General features: G+C 69.1%; 18 protein-coding genes. 11 read left to right on the top strand and 7 right to left on the bottom strand.

What is annotated here, in order from left to right:
• Positions 1-177: 177 nt before the first annotated feature.
• Positions 178-660: a hypothetical protein gene (locus DMB66_RS43045; protein WP_125809888.1), complete on the bottom strand. Its 483-nt coding sequence runs from the start codon at positions 658-660 to the stop codon at positions 178-180.
• Between the two features lie 353 nt (positions 661-1013).
• Between DMB66_RS43045 and DMB66_RS43040 the strand changes: the two genes are divergently transcribed.
• Positions 1014-2336 carry a hypothetical protein gene (locus DMB66_RS43040; protein ID WP_233625251.1) on the top strand — a complete coding sequence of 441 codons (1323 nt, stop codon included), beginning with the start codon at positions 1014-1016 and terminating at the stop codon, positions 2334-2336.
• Positions 2337-2344: 8 nt separating this feature from the next.
• Positions 2345-3223, top strand: a complete 879-nt coding sequence (locus DMB66_RS43035; protein WP_125809886.1) for a phosphotransferase enzyme family protein — start codon at positions 2345-2347, stop codon at positions 3221-3223.
• A 276-nt stretch (positions 3224-3499) separates the two neighbouring features.
• Here DMB66_RS43035 and DMB66_RS43030 read toward each other — a convergent pair whose 3' ends face one another.
• Positions 3500-4483: an EcsC family protein gene (locus tag DMB66_RS43030; protein ID WP_125809885.1), complete on the bottom strand. Its 984-nt coding sequence runs from the start codon at positions 4481-4483 to the stop codon at positions 3500-3502.
• Positions 4484-5790: 1307 nt separating this feature from the next.
• Here DMB66_RS43030 and DMB66_RS43025 point away from each other — a divergent pair.
• The 8 genes from DMB66_RS43025 to DMB66_RS42985 all read left to right on the top strand — a co-directional run bounded on the left by DMB66_RS43025 (position 5791) and on the right by DMB66_RS42985 (position 14479).
• A complete protein-coding gene (locus DMB66_RS43025) occupies positions 5791-6675 on the top strand; it encodes a replication-relaxation family protein (RefSeq protein WP_125809884.1) in 885 nt (294 codons plus the stop codon).
• 513 nt (positions 6676-7188) lie between these two features.
• Positions 7189-8598, top strand: a complete 1410-nt coding sequence (locus tag DMB66_RS43020; protein WP_125809883.1) for a transposase — start codon at positions 7189-7191, stop codon at positions 8596-8598.
• 536 nt (positions 8599-9134) lie between these two features.
• Positions 9135-11333 (top strand): recombinase family protein, encoded by a 2199-nt coding sequence (locus tag DMB66_RS43010; protein WP_233625250.1) that lies wholly within the window; start codon positions 9135-9137, stop codon positions 11331-11333.
• Positions 11276-12580, top strand: coding sequence for a histidinol-phosphatase (locus DMB66_RS43005; protein WP_233625249.1), 1305 nt, complete (start codon positions 11276-11278; stop codon positions 12578-12580). Before DMB66_RS43010 ends, DMB66_RS43005 begins: the two co-directional genes overlap by 58 nt.
• Positions 12580-13149, top strand: coding sequence for a hypothetical protein (locus DMB66_RS43000; protein WP_233625252.1), 570 nt, complete (start codon positions 12580-12582; stop codon positions 13147-13149). The genes DMB66_RS43005 and DMB66_RS43000 overlap by 1 nt, the downstream gene beginning before the upstream one ends.
• A gap of 109 nt (positions 13150-13258) precedes the next feature.
• Entirely contained in the window at positions 13259-13474 is a 216-nt protein-coding gene (locus tag DMB66_RS42995; RefSeq protein WP_125809880.1) for a hypothetical protein, read from the top strand.
• Between the two features lie 37 nt (positions 13475-13511).
• Positions 13512-13805, top strand: coding sequence for an MTH1187 family thiamine-binding protein (locus DMB66_RS42990; RefSeq protein ID WP_125809879.1), 294 nt, complete (start codon positions 13512-13514; stop codon positions 13803-13805).
• Positions 13805-14479 (top strand): HAD family hydrolase, encoded by a 675-nt coding sequence (locus DMB66_RS42985; protein WP_233625248.1) that lies wholly within the window; start codon positions 13805-13807, stop codon positions 14477-14479. The genes DMB66_RS42990 and DMB66_RS42985 overlap by 1 nt, the downstream gene beginning before the upstream one ends.
• A gap of 22 nt (positions 14480-14501) precedes the next feature.
• Here DMB66_RS42985 and DMB66_RS42980 read toward each other — a convergent pair whose 3' ends face one another.
• Both DMB66_RS42980 and recO read right to left on the bottom strand, forming a co-directional pair.
• Positions 14502-15281, bottom strand: a complete 780-nt coding sequence (locus DMB66_RS42980; protein WP_125809878.1) for an isoprenyl transferase — start codon at positions 15279-15281, stop codon at positions 14502-14504.
• Positions 15278-16063, bottom strand: a complete 786-nt coding sequence (gene recO, locus DMB66_RS42975; protein ID WP_125809877.1) for a DNA repair protein RecO — start codon at positions 16061-16063, stop codon at positions 15278-15280. The genes DMB66_RS42980 and recO overlap by 4 nt, the downstream gene beginning before the upstream one ends.
• A 111-nt stretch (positions 16064-16174) precedes the next feature.
• Here recO and DMB66_RS42970 point away from each other — a divergent pair, with 111 nt between their 5' ends.
• Positions 16175-16981: a DUF4097 family beta strand repeat-containing protein gene (locus tag DMB66_RS42970; protein WP_125809876.1), complete on the top strand. Its 807-nt coding sequence runs from the start codon at positions 16175-16177 to the stop codon at positions 16979-16981.
• A gap of 6 nt (positions 16982-16987) precedes the next feature.
• Here the strand turns inward: DMB66_RS42970 and DMB66_RS42965 are convergent, their stop codons facing one another.
• The 3 genes from DMB66_RS42965 to DMB66_RS61750 all read right to left on the bottom strand — a co-directional run bounded on the left by DMB66_RS42965 (position 16988) and on the right by DMB66_RS61750 (position 19705).
• Positions 16988-18046: an acyltransferase gene (locus tag DMB66_RS42965; RefSeq protein WP_125809875.1), complete on the bottom strand. Its 1059-nt coding sequence runs from the start codon at positions 18044-18046 to the stop codon at positions 16988-16990.
• 76 nt (positions 18047-18122) lie between these two features.
• Positions 18123-19007: a GTPase Era gene (era, locus tag DMB66_RS42960; protein WP_125809889.1), complete on the bottom strand. Its 885-nt coding sequence runs from the start codon at positions 19005-19007 to the stop codon at positions 18123-18125.
• Between the two features lie 548 nt (positions 19008-19555).
• Positions 19556-19705: a hypothetical protein gene (locus tag DMB66_RS61750; protein WP_233625247.1), complete on the bottom strand. Its 150-nt coding sequence runs from the start codon at positions 19703-19705 to the stop codon at positions 19556-19558.
• Positions 19706-19981: the final 276 nt, after the last annotated feature.

Here is a 19981-nt window from a genome sequence, read left to right as displayed (position 1 = left end):
TACGCACATAGAGATCGAGGTCCGGGAGCGCCGAGCGTTCGGCGTGCAGCCGCACGTGAGAGAGCACACCAGGACGGTCAGAAGCCTCGTACCAGCTCTCGACCAGCGCATTCAGCTCCAGCCGGGCTTGGCGTCCCGGCTCGGCTGCCGCCGGGTCGAGGCCGGCGTCCATGCTCCTCATGATCGTGTCGGACACGGCGGAAACGTGTCCACCTCAGGCTCTTCGACGCCGAGCACGTCAGCGACAACCGAGAGGGCCAACGGTCGAGCGACCTTCGCCATCACGTCGAAACACTCGGATTCCTCAAGCTCGGACAATCGCATCTTCACCAACTGCCGTGCCCGCAGCTCGACGGCCGCGAGGTCTTGGGCGTGCAGTGCGTTCATGAACAGGCTCCGAATCGGAGCTTGTTCGGGTGGATCCAGCGACTGCACGCTCAGGTTGGGCGCGGGCACGGCCTGTCCGGCCCGGCGGCGATCACGAGCGAACGTGTCGCTGTCGCGCAGTACCGCCACACAGTCGGCGTACCGGGTCAGCGCCCAAGAGCGGCTCTGCTCGTGCCAGAACACCGGCGCATTCTCCCGAAGGGCTGCGAGCACCGGGTAGGGAGCGGCGATCGTGTCCGGGTGCAGCGGGTCGTACTCGATCAGGGTGGGCATCCCGTTCCTCGCTGTCTGCTGGCCAGGGCTGGTACCGGCGAGGGCCGGGCATGGTGCCCGACCCGTTACTCGGCGCGGGTCAGTGGTCGTAGGACATGGCGCCCCTTCCGGATCGGGTAGTGCGGATGAGCTGTCCAAAGCGATCGGACATCCGGCACAGGAATCGAGGTGCACTGATGCCAGGCTCGCTGGCTGCCACTCCGACACGCGACCCCACGGTGGGACCCCACGATGGGTGGACCGGCGCCGCAGACGTTGAGATCATCCGGTTTCGATGCCACCCTGAGTCAACGCATCGTCACATGACGTCTGCGGACAGTCGAACCGTTCCGCTACCGATGGAGGTGGCCCGAGTGCGCGTCGAGATCGATCCGGCTTGGTGGGTGTCGGGAACGTGGGAAGGCCGGCCGATCCGCCAGTTCCTGGAAAGGCGTGACGTCACGGCGATCTTCCGGTTCCTGCACGCGCGAGGACTCTCGTACGGCGCCATCGGCGGTCTGGTGGGAATCTCGCCGAATCGGGCCGCGGAGATCGCGAAGAGCGTCCGCCAGGTGACTGCCTACGAGGTGCTGGAACGGGTCGCCGTAGGGCTGCGGATACCTCGTGCCGTCATGGGACTCGGCCACGAGTCACGGCTCGCCGCCACTGGGCCATTGATCACCGGCGACCGAGCCCAGGTCCCCGTCGCCGAGCTGTCTGCGCTCCGCGCGAGGTTGGACGAGGCGCTGGCCGCCGCAACCGTGTCCGGACGCCAGCTGGAGATGATCGAGGAGTCGACGCACGACCACGTCCGCGCCTATCCGGCGACCCCACCGACGGCGATGCTGGCACGTATCGCGGTCGAGTGCGCCGAGGTTCTCACCCTGTCCCGGCGCCGCCAGCCGGCCGCGCTGCAGGCCCGATTGTCCGGCGCCGCCGCGCTCCTGGCCACGCTGTGCGCGGATGCGCTGATGCGATTGGGTGAGACGACCGATGCACGGCTGTGGTACCGCACTGCCGTACTCGCCGCGGACGACAGCGCGCTGCCCCACCTCAGCGTGCTCGTCCGGGCTCAGGCCGCGATGCTGCCCTACTACTTCGGCGACCCACAGCAGACCGTCGCGCTCGCGGACAAGGCCCTGACCCTGTCCGCAACACCGTGCGCGTCGGCAGCCCTAGCCGCCGCCGGCAGGGCCCGCGCGCTGGCCCGCCTCGGCGCCGCCGAGGCAGCCCGGACGGCGATGAGAACGGCACGGAATCTGTTCGACGAGGTCGGCGCCACCGACAGCGACGCCGCCTTCGAATTCCCCGCCAAGCGGCTGCTGTTCTATCTATCCGGGGCCGCCACCTGGTCGGGCGACACTGCCACTGCGTACCGCCTGCAGGACGAGGCGCTTGAGCTCTACCGGGCGAGCCCGGCGGTCTCGATCGATCCGACCCTGATCCTCCTGGATCGCTCGATGTGCCTGGCTCGCGACCGTCGCACCGACGAGGCAGCCACGACCGCCTGTGAGGCCGTCACCATCCTGCCCAAACCACAGCGCACCGAAATTGTCCTGACGCGGGCGTACGACGTGGTGGCCACGGTGCCGCCGATCGAACGCCACGGTCCGGTAGCCGATCTGGACGGCTACGTTCGGGAGTGTCGCCGGCAGGCCCGTACCCTGACGGGAGGCAATGCCGCGATCGACCCGTAGGAGTGTCCATGTTCGTGGAGGCGCAGACCCGACCGGTGCTCGCCAAGGTTTGCCGACTCCTGGACCGCTCCGTCGACGAGGCCTTGCTGCTGCGGCATCACACCAACGCCGTCTATGCCGTGGGTGACGTCGTCGTCAAGATCGCACCACCGACGATCCGGCTCGATCGTCTCCGCATCGTCGTCGACGTCGTGGACTGGCTGGTCGCGCAGGACTTCCCGACGGTCCGGCTCATTGCGGGCCTGCGCCAACCGCTGGAGATCGACGGCCATGGGGTCACCGTGTGGGAACGGCTCGATGCGGCGGTGACCGAGCCGATCACCACCGGGGAACTCGGCGGGCTGTTACGCCGCTTGCACGCGCTCGCCGTGCCTCCGATCCAACTCCCGAAGCTTGACCCGATCTCGGGCATCCGCCGCTCGATCGATGCCTCGGCCATCCTCACCGACGATGACCGAGGTCTGCTCGCCGCCCGCCTCGAGTCCCTGGCCACGCTGTGGACCACGATGGCCGTGCCGTGGGGCTCGGGCCTTATCCAGTCCGACCCGCAGATCCGCAACGCCCTTCGCCGCGCCGACCGCACGGCCGTGCTGGCAGACTGGGACGGCGCCTGCGTCGGACCTCGGGCGTGGGATGTAGCCACGGTCGCGGTGCACTGCCGCCGGTTCGGCACCGACGCCGATTTCACGGACTTCGTGGCTGAATACGGTGGCGACCCACGAGCCTGGGACGAGTTCGAGGATCTCTGCCTCCTGCGAGAACTCCAGATGATCGCGACCAACGCCCGGAAATCCGCACCCGGCAGCGCCGCCGCGGACGAGGTTCACCACCGAATCGCCGGCCTTCGCCACGGACAAGACGAACTGACCGCATGGAACATTCTGTAGGTCCCCGACCGAATCGGGCGAGGCAACCGAGCGAGGTGTTCCCTGAAGGCGTCAACGAGACTGTCGAGGACCTTCCGGCCCTTGTCCGCGAACGCGATACCGACAACCCCGCTGCGGGCGTAGGTGGCCATGCCGTGCACGAGCAGCAGCTTCCGGTCTACCCCATGGTGGTCGCTCTACTCCACTCCCGCTCTGACCGACTCCGAGGCGACGTGCCGCAACAGCGACACCTCGATCTCGCCCGCGTGCTCGGTTGTCCGGCGTTGAGAACGAAGTTCACTCGCCGTCATCCTGATGTCGGAGGTTCTCGGGGACAGGCAGTCCATGCTTCTTGGCCAGATAGAGGGTTTGGGCGTAGAAGCGAGCCTGGCGCACAACATCGCCAAGGACGTATGCGTTGGTGCCTGCCCCGGCGAGCACGGCAACCACCGGCATCGCTTTCGCGACCTTCTCGACTGGAACCGCGCGCCCGTTCGTGACCTGTTTCATGAGCTTCTCGACCGCTGCCATCAGCCCGTGGTCATCTCGCAACTTCTGGCTCCATCGCACCCGGTCCTTGGCGACGTTGAATGCCGCGCCAGCCTTTCGAGCCGTCTCGACCTTCGGTGCTTGGTTGCGATAGGCGCGCACCACCATTCGATCGACAAGGTGCTTCATCTCGTCGTCATTCACGTCGAACCCGTAGGCGTAACAGACCCGCGTCGCGACGGCCGTGCTCAGCACGTGCATCACCACCATGTCCAGGGTGATGGCGGCGACGCCGCCGGCGAACGGAACCATCGCGAGCACACCCATTGCTCCACCTTGAAGCGCCCCGCTTGTGCGCCACTTCAGGGCCATTGTTCGGGAGAAGTCGTCGAGATGCTTGAGGTCAAGCTCCTTGAGATCCTCCAGCCTCGCGACGTCGCGTCCCGCTGCTCGATGATGCTCCAACACCTTCTCAGGATCCACGAGCTCGGTCGTCCAGTCGGTCACGAGTTCGAGGAGGTGAACTGCTTGCTTGGCGACAGGGACCAGTGCTGCATCCGCTGCCCGATCGAGGCCCTCCTTTACGACCGGGGGCGTCACGTTCGAGACAGCCTTTCCGGCCTTCCGGGCGGCATCCATGACCTGCCCACCTGCTTCGCCGAGCGCGGCCCTGGCCTTCGGAGGGAGCAGCTGGCGACGCTCGGCCTTCTTCGCCCAGTGCCGCTGCAACTCCGCCCACCGTCGCTCTTCATACGGCGACATTGCGGGCATCTCCTCGGGACCTTCACTCATACCAGCAAAGGCTAGGTGATCTCGACAGCGCCGCCCGATATCCTCCCTGTCAATTTTCAGCCGCCCTGAAGAGGCAGAGGCGTTACGCTCGCCCGCCAGCAACCCGATCGAGGACGGCTGGAGCGATCGCACACGCCACCACGGTGTCGGTGCATGACCCCCGACGCTGATCGACAGAGGTCACAAAGAGTTAATTCGCCAGGTCGTTATCATGACGCCTGCGTCCGGCAAGCTATCGGGAAGTCCAGGGATCAGGGACCGCGTCCACTGCACGAAACCTGCAGTGAGCAGCATTGGAGCGCCCGCTTCCACCTCACCGGCTCGGTATTCGCGGTCAATTCCCTGACAGCGGCGCGTCCTGTCAGGATGATCTCGGTTGGTCTGGTCTTGCACAGCCTGTAATCGACTATCGGCGACTCGCCGGGCGGGTTACATTGATGGACGCTTCTTGTAACACCAGCACCACCTTGCACGCCCGCACAGGGTTCGTGCGTCCGATGGATCAGCGTTGTATGGGTGCCCACCCGCCTTCGGGCCGGTCGGCGGCGACGCCCCGTCGGGCAGCGAGCCTGCCGCGTCGTTTGCTTGGCGCATCAGGTGTCCGCATGGGTGCCCACTGAGCCTTTCGGGGCAGGTCGGCGACGGATACCGCGCTGTAGTGAACGGCCCCGCCGTGTGGAGTCGTGTCAGCGGCGCGCTCCGGAGCTGCGTCCGCCGCTGAATCCTGCCGTTCTCCCTGCTTCCCGGTTGTTGTACCGCTGCGCGTCGTCTGGTCAGACGACTGACGCCGCCTACCCATGCCCCGCCACTCAGTGCCCGGATTATGCCGCTTGGCACACGTATGTTGACAACTCCATAGTGGAACCTGGCCTGCGTCACCGGAACCGCGGTTCCGGTGACTCTGCCGCCTGCCCTCCATCCGGCCCGGGGACACGCGACCACCGGGCCAAACGGCAGGCGCCCAACACCCCGGAGTCCCTGGTGAGGCGCCGGAGTACCACCCAACAGTTCCACGATCAACTGTGAGGAGCACTCACCGTGCCAGTCCACCGTCTCTCGCCATCGTCGGCAGCGACCCAACAGGATCTGCCGTACCGCGTTGACAGATCCCGTTTCGATCCCCGTCCGGGACTCCGCGCGGCTCTCCGGTCGACTGTCCGTTTTGAACCGGATACCCGGACGGACCCCGTCGGGAGTCTGTCAGGGCCGGTCACGGCCGCTTTCCGTGGTGGTCGTGCTGTCGCGACAGACCCTCTGTCTGGGGTCTCCCCATGGGGAACAACATCTATCTCTGCTGGAGGTCGCCTATGACCGATCATGTCCTGCGCGTGCAGTCCGCGCTGACCGACCGTGACCACGTCCTGCTCGGCTGGCTCGCCGACCACGGCGTGCTCACCACCGCCCAGATCGCCCACGCCCTGTTCCCATCCCTCGACTTCGCCCAGGAACGACTCCGCAAACTCACCACCCTCGGCGTGCTGGCCCGGTTCCGGCCCCAGCGCCCCGACGGCGGCTCGTACCCGTACCACTACGTCCTCGACCAACTCGGCGTCGACGTCGTCTCCGCCCAACGCGGCGACGACATACCCCGCCGCGACGCGGCCCGCCGACGCCGCTGGCATCTGACGAACCGGGCGAACCTGCCGCACCTGCTCGGCGTCAACCAGTTCTTCACCGACCTCGCCGGCCACGCCCGCACCCACCCCGGCACCCGCCTGGAGCGGTGGTGGCCGGCAGCGCGGATGCAGGGCATCGGCGCGTTCGCCGAGGACGGCGACCCGATCCAGGTCCTCGCCTACATCGCCAAGGTACGCCCGGACGGACATGGCATCTGGACCGAACACGACCAGCGGGTGCCGTTCTTCCTGGAGTACGACACCGGCACCGAACGTCCCCTGAGCCTGCTGGTCGACAAGCTGTTCAACTACGAGGACCTGGCCGGCATCACCGGGCGGCTCTGGCCGGTGCTGTTCTGGCTGCACTCCGCCGTCCGGGAACGCCACCTGCACCACCACCTCAACGAAACCCGCATCCTCATCCCGGTCGCCACCGCAGCCCGCGACCACGCCACCCAGGCTGGACTCAGCCCCGCCGACACAGTGTGGTGGCTCCACCACCGCCTTGGCGCGCCGCTACGCCTGGCCGACCTCGCCACCACCGTCATCGACCGCAACACCACGAACGCGACATGACCACACGCCGAGCCCAAGCCCCGACACCCCGCGCTCCGCCACGGCCACGGCGAGCGCGCGGACGGACGCCCCACCGCAGCTGTCAGGACCTGTCACCCGGCCGATCGCCCTGCTGACAGGTCCTGACCGGTCGAGGCTGCCTCCGTCCTCGCCGGGCTGACAGATCGCGGAGCTACCATCCCCGCCCGATCGCCCTGCCCCGCCATCCCTGCATCTCGACAACCGGAAGGAGGCCGCCGCTGAACCCACACCCGCCATCCGAGGCGGACGCCCGTCCGCACGCCAGCAGCACACCGTCGGCCACGAGCCGGACCTCAGGAATTCACGGACTTTGTGGCTGGTAGGCCGGGATACCCCTGGGGAGTAAGGAAAGTGCCGTCCTGACCTGGATGATCTCGATTGTCTAGATCATCGATCTCCCAGGGGAACGGCACCTTCGTGGTGAAGCGTAGAACATCCGCGCGTTTGCGCAGGAAGCACCAGCGCGCTAAAGATTTGCGGCGGCGTCGGGAGTTGGAGCAGCGCACCACCCGGTGGACGGCCTCGCTGGACATGGCCGGGAGCACGGCGGGTCTGATCCCCGCGGTCGGGGTGCCACTGTTACGGCTGCTCGCGCAGGAGTCCGGTCTGCGCGCCGGGTTGTCGAAAGCGTTACACCGTAAGGATTTCCACCCGATCGATGACCGCGGGCAGGTCGTGACCGATGTGGCGGTCGCGCTCGCGCACGGCGCGACGAACGTGGCCGCCGCGACCGCGGTACTCGCCCAGGCGGCGATCGTCTGCGGGCCGGCGGCCTCGTCGGCGACGGTGTGGCGGGTCTTCGACGATCTCGACGAGCCTGCCCTGGTACGGGTGGCCGCGGCCCGGGCCGTCCAGCGGCGCCAGGTGTGGGCCGCGCTGGCCGCCCGGCCGGAGGGTTTCCCCTGGCTGGCGGTGGCCGGTCACCCGTGGGACGGGTGGATCGTGCTCGATGTGGACGCGTCGCTGATCGAGTCGCATTCGGACAAGCAGGGTGCGGAGCCGACGTTCAAGAAGCACATCTTCGGGCTGCACCCGATCGTGGTGTCGGTCGCGAACACCGGCGAGGTCCTGACCGTGTTGCTACGCAAGGGCAACGCGGGCAGCAACACCGTCGCCGACCACATCACCGTGCTGGGCGAGGCGGTCGCGCAGGTCCCGGCCCGCTACCGCAAAAAGATCATCTTCCGGGCCGACGGGGCCGGCGCCACCAAAGACCTCCTCGGCTGGATCAAGGCCGAAGCCGCCGAGCACGGCTACACCTGGCATTACAGTGTCGGGTTCGACGTCACCGAGAACGTGCGCACCGCGATCGGCCAGGTTCCGGCCGACGTATGGGCGCCCGCGCTGACCGCGGAAGGCGAAGTACGGCGCGGCGCGCACGTCGCCGAACTCACCGGAATCCTCACGGTGGCCGACGGCTGGCCCGAAGACATGCGCACGATGGCCCGGACCGAACCGCTGCACCCGAGACACCGCAAACAGGCCAGCAACCTGGAGAAACGACGCGGACAACGCTTCCAAGCCGTCGCCACCGACCTACCCGGGCGCCACTACCCGAAGCTGGATGCGTTCCACCGCAATCACGCCAGGGTGGAAACAGTGATCAAGGATGCGAAAAACCTCGGCCTGACCCGGCTGCCGTCCTACTACCTCGCCTTCAACCAGGCCTGGTGCATCACCGCCACGCCCGCCGACGCCTGCTCCGACTACCCGCCGACTATCCCCTCGCAGCCGACCTCACCCACGCCTGGCAGAAGATCCGGGCCCTACCCACCTGAACCAGGCCCCCGACCCGGCGAGACGAAAGGCCCCGAACCCGCCCACAGGGGACACCAGGGCAGACCCGGCCCCCACCCGGGCCATCGCCATGCCCGAACCCGGAAACCTCGTCTCACAAAATGACCACCATCGATCAGCCGCCTACACGCTCAAGATCATGAAAGATCCGGGCGGACAACGCCGGAAACCACCCTCGAATAATCAGCTCGAAAGGAGCCGAAGTACATGAACCTGCTCGTCACATCCGCCAGAGTTCTGCACCGATATTCCGGAGGAATATGCGCACCCACGCCCCGGGCGACACCACCCGAAACGGGTATGATGAAAACACCGAAACATGCGACGACGACCCGAATCCCGCACCATCGGAAACAACCGGTAAAACAGCACGTCGGCGTCGCTGTGCACCCGCCACCATCAACGACGTACGCATCGAATCAATAGAAACGGTCGAAATGACAGCCGCTGAGGAAGCCGAAGCCGTCCACGCCCTGGCCGTCCTGGTAGCCGGCTACTGGCGCACCCATCCCGACACCACCGGATAGCCGCCGGCCGGTGATGGACACCCATACCTCTGCGGGCGCCCATCACCGGCTCGGCACCCCTTGCACGCCGCCCAAGGCCGTCAACCGGCCGTCAGTCCGCGAAGGAATCCAGCCATGGCAGCCACCACCGCGAAACCCCGGCGCGGGAAACGCCGCGCCACCACCCTCACCAGCGAACCCGGCCTCCGCCGCATCGCGATCTACACCCGACGCTCCACCGACGACGAACACCAACCCTTCTCCATCGACGCCCAACTCGCCTCACTCCGCGCCTACATCACCTCCCAACCCGGCTGGACCCTCGTCCAGGAATTCACCGACGACGCCTCCGGCGCCACCACCGACCGCCCCGACCTACAACGCGCCCTCCGCGCCGCCAGAGCCGGCCAATACGACGTGCTCCTCGTCGTCCGCGTCGACCGATTCTCCCGACGCCTCTCCGACCTCCTCGACCTCCTGCACGAACTCGACGACGCCGGAGTCGCGTTCTGCTCCGCCACCGAACCATTCGACACATCCACCCCGATCGGCCGGATGCTCGTCCAACTCCTCGGCGTCTTCGCCGAATTCGAAAGGGAAACCATCATCGACAGAGTGATCAACGGAATGACCACCAAAGCAGCCAAAGGAAAATGGGCCGGCGGCACCCGCCCCTACGGATACCACGTCGACCGCGACACCCAGAAACTCGTACCCCACGCGGAAGAAGCGCCGATCCTGCGCGACATCTTCCGGCTCTACACCCAGAAACGGCTCGGCACCCGGGCCATCGCCACCGAACTCAACCAACGCGGCGTGCGCAACCGCACCGGCAAGACGTGGTCCGGATACACCGTCGCCCGGATCCTCGACAACCCCGCCTACGTCGGCGACATCGCCTACCGCGACGTACACGTCCCCAACGCCCACGAACCACTCATCGACCGCGACACCTTCGAACAAGCCCGCGACATCGCCGAAGCCCGCGCCGACGCGCACACCCAACGCGCGGCCTCACCCAGCGAGTACCACCTCACCGGGCTGATCACCTGCCCGGAATGCGGACGCAAGTACATCGGCACCGCCGTACGAGGCCGCAACGCCCGATACCGCTACTACACCTGCTACTCCCGCAGCCGCTACGGCGCCGCCGGCTGCGCCGGCGCCCGGCTGGCCGCGGACGCCGCCGACATCGCCGTGCTGCAAGCCCTCTACGACTTCTACCAGCAGACCAGCATCCTCGAGCAGGTCATCACCACCGCCCGCCAAGAGTTCCGCGACACCCACACCGACCGCCGCGCCGAACTCGACGCCATCACCGCCCAGATCAGCCACACCCAGACCGCGATCGACCGCTACCACACCGCGTTCGAGAACGGCACCATGGACGACGCCACCGCCGGACCCCGCATCACCGAACTCCGACACAAGATCACCCAGCTGACAGCCCGGCGCGGCGACCTCACCGCCGGGCTCGACGCCGAACCCGCGCCACCACCACCCGGCACCATCGACCAGCTACGCGCCTACCTGCACCACGCCATCACCGCGGGAACATCAGGCGAACGCAAACGCGCGATCGAAGCACTGGTCGCCGAAATCCGCATCACCCAGGAAGGGAAGGTGATCCCCATGTTCCGAATCCCGACGAAGCGTCATGAGATCCACATACCGGAATCCACCGCATCCACCACCACGCCTGGTTCGCGCAATGGTGAGGTTGGTGGAGCCGAGGGGACTCGAACCAGGCCGGGCCGGATGAAACCCCTCGGCTGTTCGTGCCCGCGCAACCCCGGCGCCATCCGGCGTTGCGGCGCGACCGCGAGATTGACCGGGTCATCCTTGTCGATCTTCGGGAGCCATGGGACATGGGTCACGGCCATCATCATCACGAACACGACCACTCAGCCGGCGCCGCTGCGGACGTACCCCCGGCTCTTGATCTTGGCGTGCCCGACGGCGAGCTGTCGCCTTCGGACGTCTCGCGCCGCGGTTTTCTGCGCAGTGCGGGCCTGCTCGGTGCCGGTGCGGCCGCGTCGGTGCTCGCCACGCCTTCGGCGGCCGCGGCCGCCGGGCTGCCGCACTCGCACGGCCCGGCCGGCGGTGGCACCGCCAAGGGTGGCTTCCGCTGGCTGGCCGGCGATCACCACATCCACACCCAGCACAGCTCCGACGGCCAGTATCGGGTCATCGACCAGGCCGGGCACGGGCGCGCGTTCGGGCTCGACTGGGTTGTCATCACCGACCACGGCAGCAACGCGCACGCCAAGATCGGTGTGGACAAGGTCAACCCGGACATCGTCACCACCCGCGAGGAGCTGCCGGACCTGCTGACCTTCCAGGGCCTGGAGTGGAACATCCCGGCGGCGGAGCATGCCACGGTCTTCGTGCATCCGGGCCGCAACGAGGTCGCGGTGCTCAAGCAGTTCGAGCAGACCTTCGACGGCTCACAGTTGCCCGCGACCAACACCGAGGCGCAGAACGAGGCGATGGCGGTCGCCGGCATCAAGTTCCTCGGCGAGCAGGTCCGGCGGCGCAAGGTCGACGGCGCGCTGTTCCTGGCGAACCACCCGGCCCGGCGTGGCATCGACTCGCCGCATGAGATCCGCAACTGGCGCGACGCCGATCCGACGGTCGCGATCGGCATGGAGGGCGCCCCCGGCCACCAGGCCGCCGGCATTCCGGCCCCGAACGGCCGCGGCGGCGCGCGCGGCCTGTACGACAACAACCCGTCGGCGGCGTCGTACTCCGGCTACCCGTTGGAGACCTACCGCACCTGGGGCGGCTTCGACTGGATGACCGCCACGGTCGGCGGGCTGTGGGACAGCCTGCTGGCCGAGGGCCGGGCCTGGTGGGTCACGGTCAACTCCGACAGCCACGTCAACTACCTGGACCAGTCGGAGCGCGGCCCGGGCAGCGACTTCGAGGCCGACGGCCGCTACCACGATCCGGTCTACACCGGCAAGGTCAACACCACCGCCGGCGACTTCTGGCCCGGCTTCTACGGCCGGACCAACGTCGGGGCGACCTCGTTCTCCTACCGGGCGGTCATGGACGGCCTGCGGGCCGGCCGGGTGTGGGTGGACCACGGCCGCCTGATCAAGAGCCTGGACGCGCGGGTCCGGGTGGCGGGCGACCGCCGGGCCGCCACGGGTACGCCGTTGGGCGGCGTCCTGCACGTCAGGCGCGGCACGGAGACGGAACTGACCCTCGAGATCGACCTGCAGAACGCGCCGAACTGGGCCCAGTTCGTCCCGGTGCTGTCCCGGGTGGACGTGATCGTCGGCTCGGTGACCGGCCCGGTCTCCGCCCGCGACACGTTCACGGCGCCGAACACCAAGGTCGTGAAATCGTACGAGGTGTCGCCGGGCGCCCGGAAGCTGTCGGTGACGTACCGGCTGGGCCGCCTCGACAAGCCGTTCTACCTGCGCCTGCGCGGCACGGACGGCAAGCGCGCCCAACCCGGCCTGATGGGCGCGGCGGTGGACCCGGCGGGGCCGAAGCTGGACGTGCTCGGCAACGCGGACCCGTGGGGCGACCTGTGGTTCTACACCAACCCGATCTGGGTCCTGCCCAAGTGATGATCCAGCCCGCCGCGGCCGCCGCCAGCCAGGCGGCGGCCGCCCCGGGCCCGGCCATCCCCGCCCCGGCTCCCGGCCTCGGCGATCTCGCCGGCCTGCCGGTGCACGGGGTCAGCCTGGAGCATCCCGACACCGTCGCGGCGGAGCATTGGCTGGCGTCGCTGTCTCCGGCGCCGGTGCTGGCGTGCACGCACCTGGTGCGCTCGCCCCGGCCGCACGTGGCGCTGAGTCTGGTCTTCACCGACGCGGCACCCGAACTGGGCGCCGAGAGCCCGGACGCCGTGGCCGCGCACGTGGCGCGCGGGTCGGGTCGCGCGGTGCTCTACCCCGGCGTGGAGCTGCTGGTCGGCACGCTGCGCGTCGCGGACATCCTCGCGCTCAGCGCGATCGAGCAGGTCGAGGTGCTGGGCGGCGGCGAGGCGGACCCGGCGGCGCTGATCGACACCGGCGGCTTCGTCCGTCCACAGTGGCGCGCCGGTGTCCTGACGCTGACGACGACCCCCGCGGCGGGCGGGCGGCTGGTGCCCTTCGAGACCCGCCACCCGACTCCCTGCTGCGCCGCTCACTGACCCCCGACCGTACCGGTCAGGAATCAAGAAGCGCTGGTCACCAGCCCGTCATTAGCGTGACGGCTGTGGGTATCCCAGCCGGGGCTACCCGTCCGCAGAGGAGGTCGCGGTGAACTGGAACAAGTGGGTTCGGCAGATCCATCGCTGGCTGGCCGTCACCTTCACGGTGACCGTCGTCGCCACCTTCGTCGCCCTCGCCCAGGATGATCCGATGGTCTGGGTGTCCTACCTGCCGCTGCTCCCCCTCGCCCTGCTGCTCTTCTCCGGTCTCTACCTCTTCGTACTGCCGTACGTCACCAGGCGACGCGTCGTTCCGAAAAGCTGAGCGGAGGACACCAAGCGGCACCTGTCAGGATGGGGCCATGCTGGTTGCTTTCTCCGTCACGCCGCTCGGCGCGGGTGATTCCGTCGGGGACCTGGTCGCCGAGGCCGTGCGGGTGGTCCGGGCCTCCGGCCTGCCCAACCGCACCGACGCCATGTTCACCACCGTCGAGGGCGAGTGGGACGAGGTCATGACCGTCGTCAAGCAGGCCGTCGACGCCGTCGCGGCGCACTCGCCCCGGGTGAGCGTCTCGCTGAAGGCAGACATCCGGCCCGGCGTCAGTGACGCGCTGCATGCCAAGGTCGAGCACATCGAGCGGCGGTTGGCCGAGTAGTGCGGCGCCTGATCATGTGGGACATCGACTACACCCTGCTGCGGGGTGGCGGGGTCGCCGCGCAGGCGTGGAAGGCCGCCTTCACCGAGCTCACCGGGGTGGCCTGGCGGGCGACGCCGAACTTCGGCGGGCGGACCGACCTGGACATCTGCGCCGAGGTCTTCGCCACGCACGGCGTCACCGACTGCACGCCCGAGGTGTTCTTCGCCCGCTATGTCGAGCAGGTGCGGGTGTCTCGGCATCAGTTCGCCGAGCAGGGCGCGCTCATGCCGGGAGTGCGGGCCGTGCTCGACGAGCTGGGCGCCCGGCCCGACGTGGTGCAGACGCTGGTCACCGGCAACGTGCCCCAGGTCGCCGCGGCCAAGATCGATGCCTTCGCGCTGACCGGCGCCTTCGACGCGGAGATCGGCGGGTACGGGACCGACGACAGCGTGCGGGCCACGCTGGTGCGGCGCTGCCTCGAACGGGCCGAGACCAAGTATGGCGAGCGTTTCCGGCCGGTGGTCATCGGCGACACCGTCAACGACGTCTCGGCCGCGCTCGCCAACGACGCGCTCGCCGTCGGCGTGGCCACCGGCTCCACCAGCATGGCCGAGCTCGTGCTGGCCGGCGCCCACGCCGTGCTGCCCGATCTCTCCGACGTGGACGCGGCCATAGCGATCATCACCGCCTGACCGGGGCGGCGGACCCGCGAACTCACCGAGGGGCGACGGGATTCGGAATCGCACCGCCGAACCGGCGGTCGCGCTTCGCGTAGAGCTCGCAGGCATACCAGAGGTGGCGGCGGTCGAAATCCGGCCACAGGGTGTCCAGGAAGACCAGCTCCGCGTACGCCGACTGCCAGAGCATGAAATTCGAGGTGCGTTCCTCGCCGGACGGGCGCAGGAACATGTCCACCTCGGGGATCTCCGGGTGGTACAGGTATTTGGCGACGGTCTTCTCGGTGATCTTGTCGGGCTTGAGCTTGCCCGCCAGCACGTCGCGGGCGATCGCCGCCGCCGCGTCCGCGATCTCGGCCTGGCCGCCGTAGTTGACGCAGAACTGCAGGGTCAGCGTCTTGTTGCCCCTCGACATCTCCTCGGCGGTCTGCAGCTCGGAGATCACGCTCTTCCACAGCCGGCCGGCGCGGCCCGACCACACCACCCGGACGCCGAGATCCACCAGCTGGTCGCGGCGGCGGCGGATCACGTCGCGGTTGAAGCCCATCAGGAAGCGGACCTCTTCCGGCGAGCGTTTCCAATTCTCGGTGGAGAAGGCGTACGCCGACAGGTAGGGGATGCCCATCTCGATCGCGCCCTCGATGGTGTCGAAGAGCGAATATTCCCCCTGCTCGTGGCCCTTGGTGCGGGACAGCCCGCGCTCCTTGGCCCAGCGGCCGTTGCCGTCCATGACCACGGCCACGTGCTTCGGCACCGCCGCGGCGGGCAGGGCCGGCGGCCGGGCGCCGGAGGTGTGTGGGGTGGGCGGACGCGTCACGTGGTGCTCTCCCGTCGGTCGACCAGTGGCAGGGCGCGCAGGTTGCGCTCCATGTGCCATTGCAGATGTGCTGCCACCAGCCCGCTGCACTCGCGGCGCACCGGTTGCTCGGTGGCGTCGGCGTGCTGCCAGTCGCCGCTGGTCAGGGCCTGCATCAGGGCGACCGTCGCCGGGGCCGGATGGGCCGCGCCGGGCGGCCGGCAGTCGGGGCAGACCGCGCCGCCGGCGGGCACCGAGAAGGCACCGTGCTGCCCGGCGGTGCCGCAGACCGCGCATTCGCCCAGGGCGGGCGCCCAGCCGGCGAAGTTCATGCCGCGCAGCAGGTAGGCGTCGAGCACCAGGCTGCTCGCGTGCTCCGCCGCGGCCAGGGCCTTGAACGCGCCGAGGGTGAGCTGGAACAGCCGCAGCGCGGGCTCCCGCTCGACCGGGGAGAGCCGCTCGGCGGTCTCCGCGATGGCGCTCGCCGCCGTGTAGCGGGGGTAGTCCGTGAGGAACTTCTTGCCGTACAGCATCAGGGCCTCGACCTGGCTGACCGAATACAGGCTGCTGCCCAGGCCCTCGGGCGAGCCGGCGAGCTGCAGGTCGATGTGGCCGAACGGCTCCAGCCGGGCGCCGAAGCGGGAGCTGGTGCGGCGCACCCCGCGGGCGACCGCGCGCAACCGGCCGTGCCGGCGGGTCAGCAGGGTGATGATCCGGTCGCTCTCGCCCAGCTTCTGCACACGCAGCACCACCGCGTCGTCGCGGTAGAGCTGGCGGCGGTATCCGGCGGGCACGGACGCCATTCTGCCCCCTGGGTACGACAGACCCTGACCCGGATCTCAGGGTCTTCTCGGGGCCGCCTCAGTGGGAGGACCGATGGTGCCCGGGTGTATGCGACCCATAGCGTCACAGGCATGACCCCGACTCTCGCCCGGCGCGCCGGCGCCGTCACCCTGATCGCCGCGACCGCGGCCGCCCTGGCCGGCTGCGGCGGGGGGATCGGCGCCCGGCTGACCTACGACGACACCGAGAAGGTGAAAGTCTCCGAGATCGTCCTGACCGGCGGCGGCAGCGGCAACGTCACCGTCACGACGGCGGCGATCCCCGACACCCGGATCAAGCGCATCGTGCGCACCGACGGCTCCGCCGACCCCCAGGCCTCGTACCGGCTGGTGGGGACGGTGCTCACCCTCGACACGACCTGCGGGCCCCAGTGCATGGTCTCGTACGAGATCCAGGCCCCGACCGGGGTGGCCGTGCGCGGCCGGCTCGGCTCGGGCAACATCACCCTCAGCGACATCGCCACCGCCGATGTGACGGTGGGCTCCGGTGACGTCCTGATCGACCGGGCCAGCGGCGCGGTGTCGATGAAGTCCGGCTCGGGCGACGTCGTGGCCAACGACCTGGTCGGCGGCGCGACGCTGGTGACCGGCTCGGGCGACGTCGACGCGCATGGCCTGAGCGGCGGCAAGGCCGTCCACGCGCAGACCGGCTCCGGCACGGTCACCGTCGAGCTGGCCGAGGCCGCCTCGGTGACGGCGCGGGCCGGCAGCGGGGACATCGAGCTGACCGTGCCGGACGGTGCCTACCAGGTGAAGACGCGCACCGGTTCGGGCGATTCGGAGCTGCTCGGCGTCGTCGACGACCCCAGTGCCAAGAACATCATCGAGGTGCAGACCGGCAGCGGGGACGCGACGATCACCGCGACGCCGGGACGGTAGCCGCCCTCACCCGTGCGCGCTCCCGGAGACCTGCCGCAGGGGTGGCACCGCGGGTGAGACGGGCGCGACGACGGGCCGGCGCGGGCGCCCGCCCGGCACCAGCGTGGGCCGGCGGCCGACGGCGAAGTCCTCGACCCACCCGAAGAGCGCGACGGCGAGCACGACCAGCACGACGATCACCCCGAACCGCCAGCCGATCCCGACCGCGCCGCGCACCGGCAGGCCGTGCGCCTCCCCGATCTGGGTGACGGCCACGATGATCGGCACGTGCCAGAGGTAGATGGTCAGGGCCCGGGCGTTGAGGACCGTGACCAGCCGAGACGCGCGCGCAGCCGTCGCGACCGGGGCGAAGCCGAGCGCGACCAGCACGAAGGCCGCGGACCACAGGGCATTGCCGAGCGGGATGTCGTTGAGGTCGTACCCCCGGGGTCCGGGATGGGTGAGCACCCAGGCGGCGCCGAGCGCCGCGAGCAGGGCGGCGAGGCCGAGAAGCCGGCGCGGCGCGAGCCGGCGCAGCATGCCGTCGTGGTGGGCGAAGCCGAGCAGCCAGGCGCCGCCGTACAGGGCCATATCCCGCACGATGGCGTGCGGGGTCAGGCCCAGCAGGGTGATGACCACCAGCGCGGCGTAGGGCGCCGCCACGGACAGCTTCGGGAAGCGGCGGAAGACCGGCAGGGCCAGCGGCGACAGCAGCACGAACCAGATGAAGTCGCGCAGATACCAGGTGGCGCTCAGCGCCATCGAGCCCCAGCCGTTCGCCGGCGGATCCTGCAGCGGGAAGGCCCAGTAGAGGATCTTCCAGTCCCAGGCGAGACCGGTGAGCAGCATCGCGGGCACCGCGATCGCGGACAGCGTCCACAGCGACGGCAGCAGGCGGCGCAGCCGGCGCTCGACGGCGATCGGCCCGGACCGGTCGAGCGAGGCCGCCATCAGCGAGCCGGCCAGCGCGAACATCACCGACATCGCCGGGAAGGCGATGGTCAGCGCGACCCACCCGGTGGAGTGGTAGACGACCACCCGGACGATGGCGATGGCACGCAGCAGGTCCAGGTACCGATTCCGCATAACCTTAAGGGCTATCTAAGTAAGCCCCGCCAAAGCAAATGAAACCGGCACCTGGTGATAAGGCCCACAAACGCGACTAAAATCCCAATCGACGAAGTTGCTTGGGATCGCGCTGCCACTCCTTGGCGATCCGAACGTGCAGATCAAGGTAGATCTTGCGGCCCAGCAAGAGCTCGATCTCGGCCCGCGCCTTGGTGCCGACGTCCTTGAGCCGGGCGCCCTTGGTGCCGATCACGATCGACTTCTGGCTGTCCCGCTCCACGTACAGATTCGCATAGATCTTGGTCGACTTACCCTCGACCACCATCTCCTCGACCAGCACGGCGATCGAGTGCGGCAACTCGTCACGGACCCCCTCGAGGGCGGCCTCGCGGATCAGCTCCCCGATGAGCACCTGCTCAGGCTCCTCGGTCAGCACGTCGTCCGGATAGAGCGGCGGCGACTCGGGCAGCAGCTTGACGATCACATCGACCAGCGTCTCGACCTGGTGGCCCGAGACGGAGCTGACCGGCACGATGTCAGCGAAGTCGTAGAGCTTGCTGACGTCCAGCAGCCGCTGCGCGAGCGTCGCCGGATCGACCAGGTCGACCTTGGTGACCACGGCGATGACGGTGGCCTTCAGCTCGGCCATCTCCGCCGAGATGAAGCGGTCACCGGCGCCGACCGGCTCGTCCGCGGGGAAGCAGATGCCGATCACGTCGACCTCGCTCCAGGTCTCCCGGACCAGGTCGTTGAGGCGCTCGCCGAGCAGCGTCCGGGGCCGGTGCAGACCCGGGGTATCGACCAGCACGAGCTGGGAATTCTCCTGATGCAGGATGCCGCGGATGATGTGCCGGGTAGTCTGCGGCTTGCTCGACGTGATGGCGATCTTCTGACCGATGATCGCATTGGTCAGGGTAGATTTACCGGCATTCGGCCTACCAACAAAACAGGCAAATCCGGCACGGTAGACATCCTCCACCTTGACCGCCCGGCTGGCGGCCTTGTGCCGGTGCTTCTTCCTTCCGGTACGCGCCTCAGTGGGCACGCCGGAAGCCCGTGGCCCCGGGCTCAGGTCGTCCGCCGGAGTCACGCCGTCCGCGACAGCGCCCGCCGACACGGAAGCACCAGCATCGTCGCTCCGCGCTGGGGTCCCCGCCCCACGGCCGCTCTTGCCGCTCGTGGTCCCGGCGGCTTCGCCGGCTCCGCTGCGCTTCGCTACGCCTCCGGCGTCATCCCGCTTCGCACGGCCTGCGGCCGCGCCCACGGCACGCTTCGCCGCACCTCCGGTCTCACCACGCTTCGCGCTGGAAGCCCCACGTCCGGTCTCACCACGCTTCGCGCCGGAAGCCGCACCGCTGGAAGCCGCACTGCCGGAAGCCGCACCGCCAACAGCGGCACCGCCAGCAGCCGCACCACTGAAGGCCGCACCGTCCTGCCCCCGCCGAGCAGCACGCCTCTCCTGCCGCCGAAGCTCGTTCCGCTCCCCCGCGGTCAACCGCCGCTCCGCCTCACCACCAGCACCAGCCGTCACAGCACGCTCAGCGCTCCCGCCGCCCGCACCCGCCGAGGCCGCCCCGGCAGCCGCCCGACTCCCACGGCCAGCCGCAGCCCGACGCTCACCATCGGCGCCAGCCCCCTGCGAACGCCCAGCACCCCCAGCCGCCGGCGGACGCCCAAGCCGAGGGCTCCACTTCGGCTTGGCGGACTCACGCCGCAACTCCCCGTTCTCACCGATCGCATCGGACCGCCGCGGAAGCGCCTGCCGGCCCTTACCGCCACCGCCACCGCCACCGCCACCGGCACCGGCACCGGCACCGGCAGAACGTCCAGCACTGCCGCTCGCACCTGCCACACGAGCCTTCCGCCCATCGCCACCAGCCGCACCGGACCGCTCAGCGTTCCCGCGAGCCCCGCCCTTAGCCGCCGAGCGCTCACTGCTCCCCCGAGCCCGCC

The sequence above is a fragment of the Actinoplanes sp. ATCC 53533 genome, from assembly GCF_003947245.1.
Note: the sequence above shows the minus strand (reverse complement) of the source record. Positions and strands in the feature narration are given on the sequence as shown.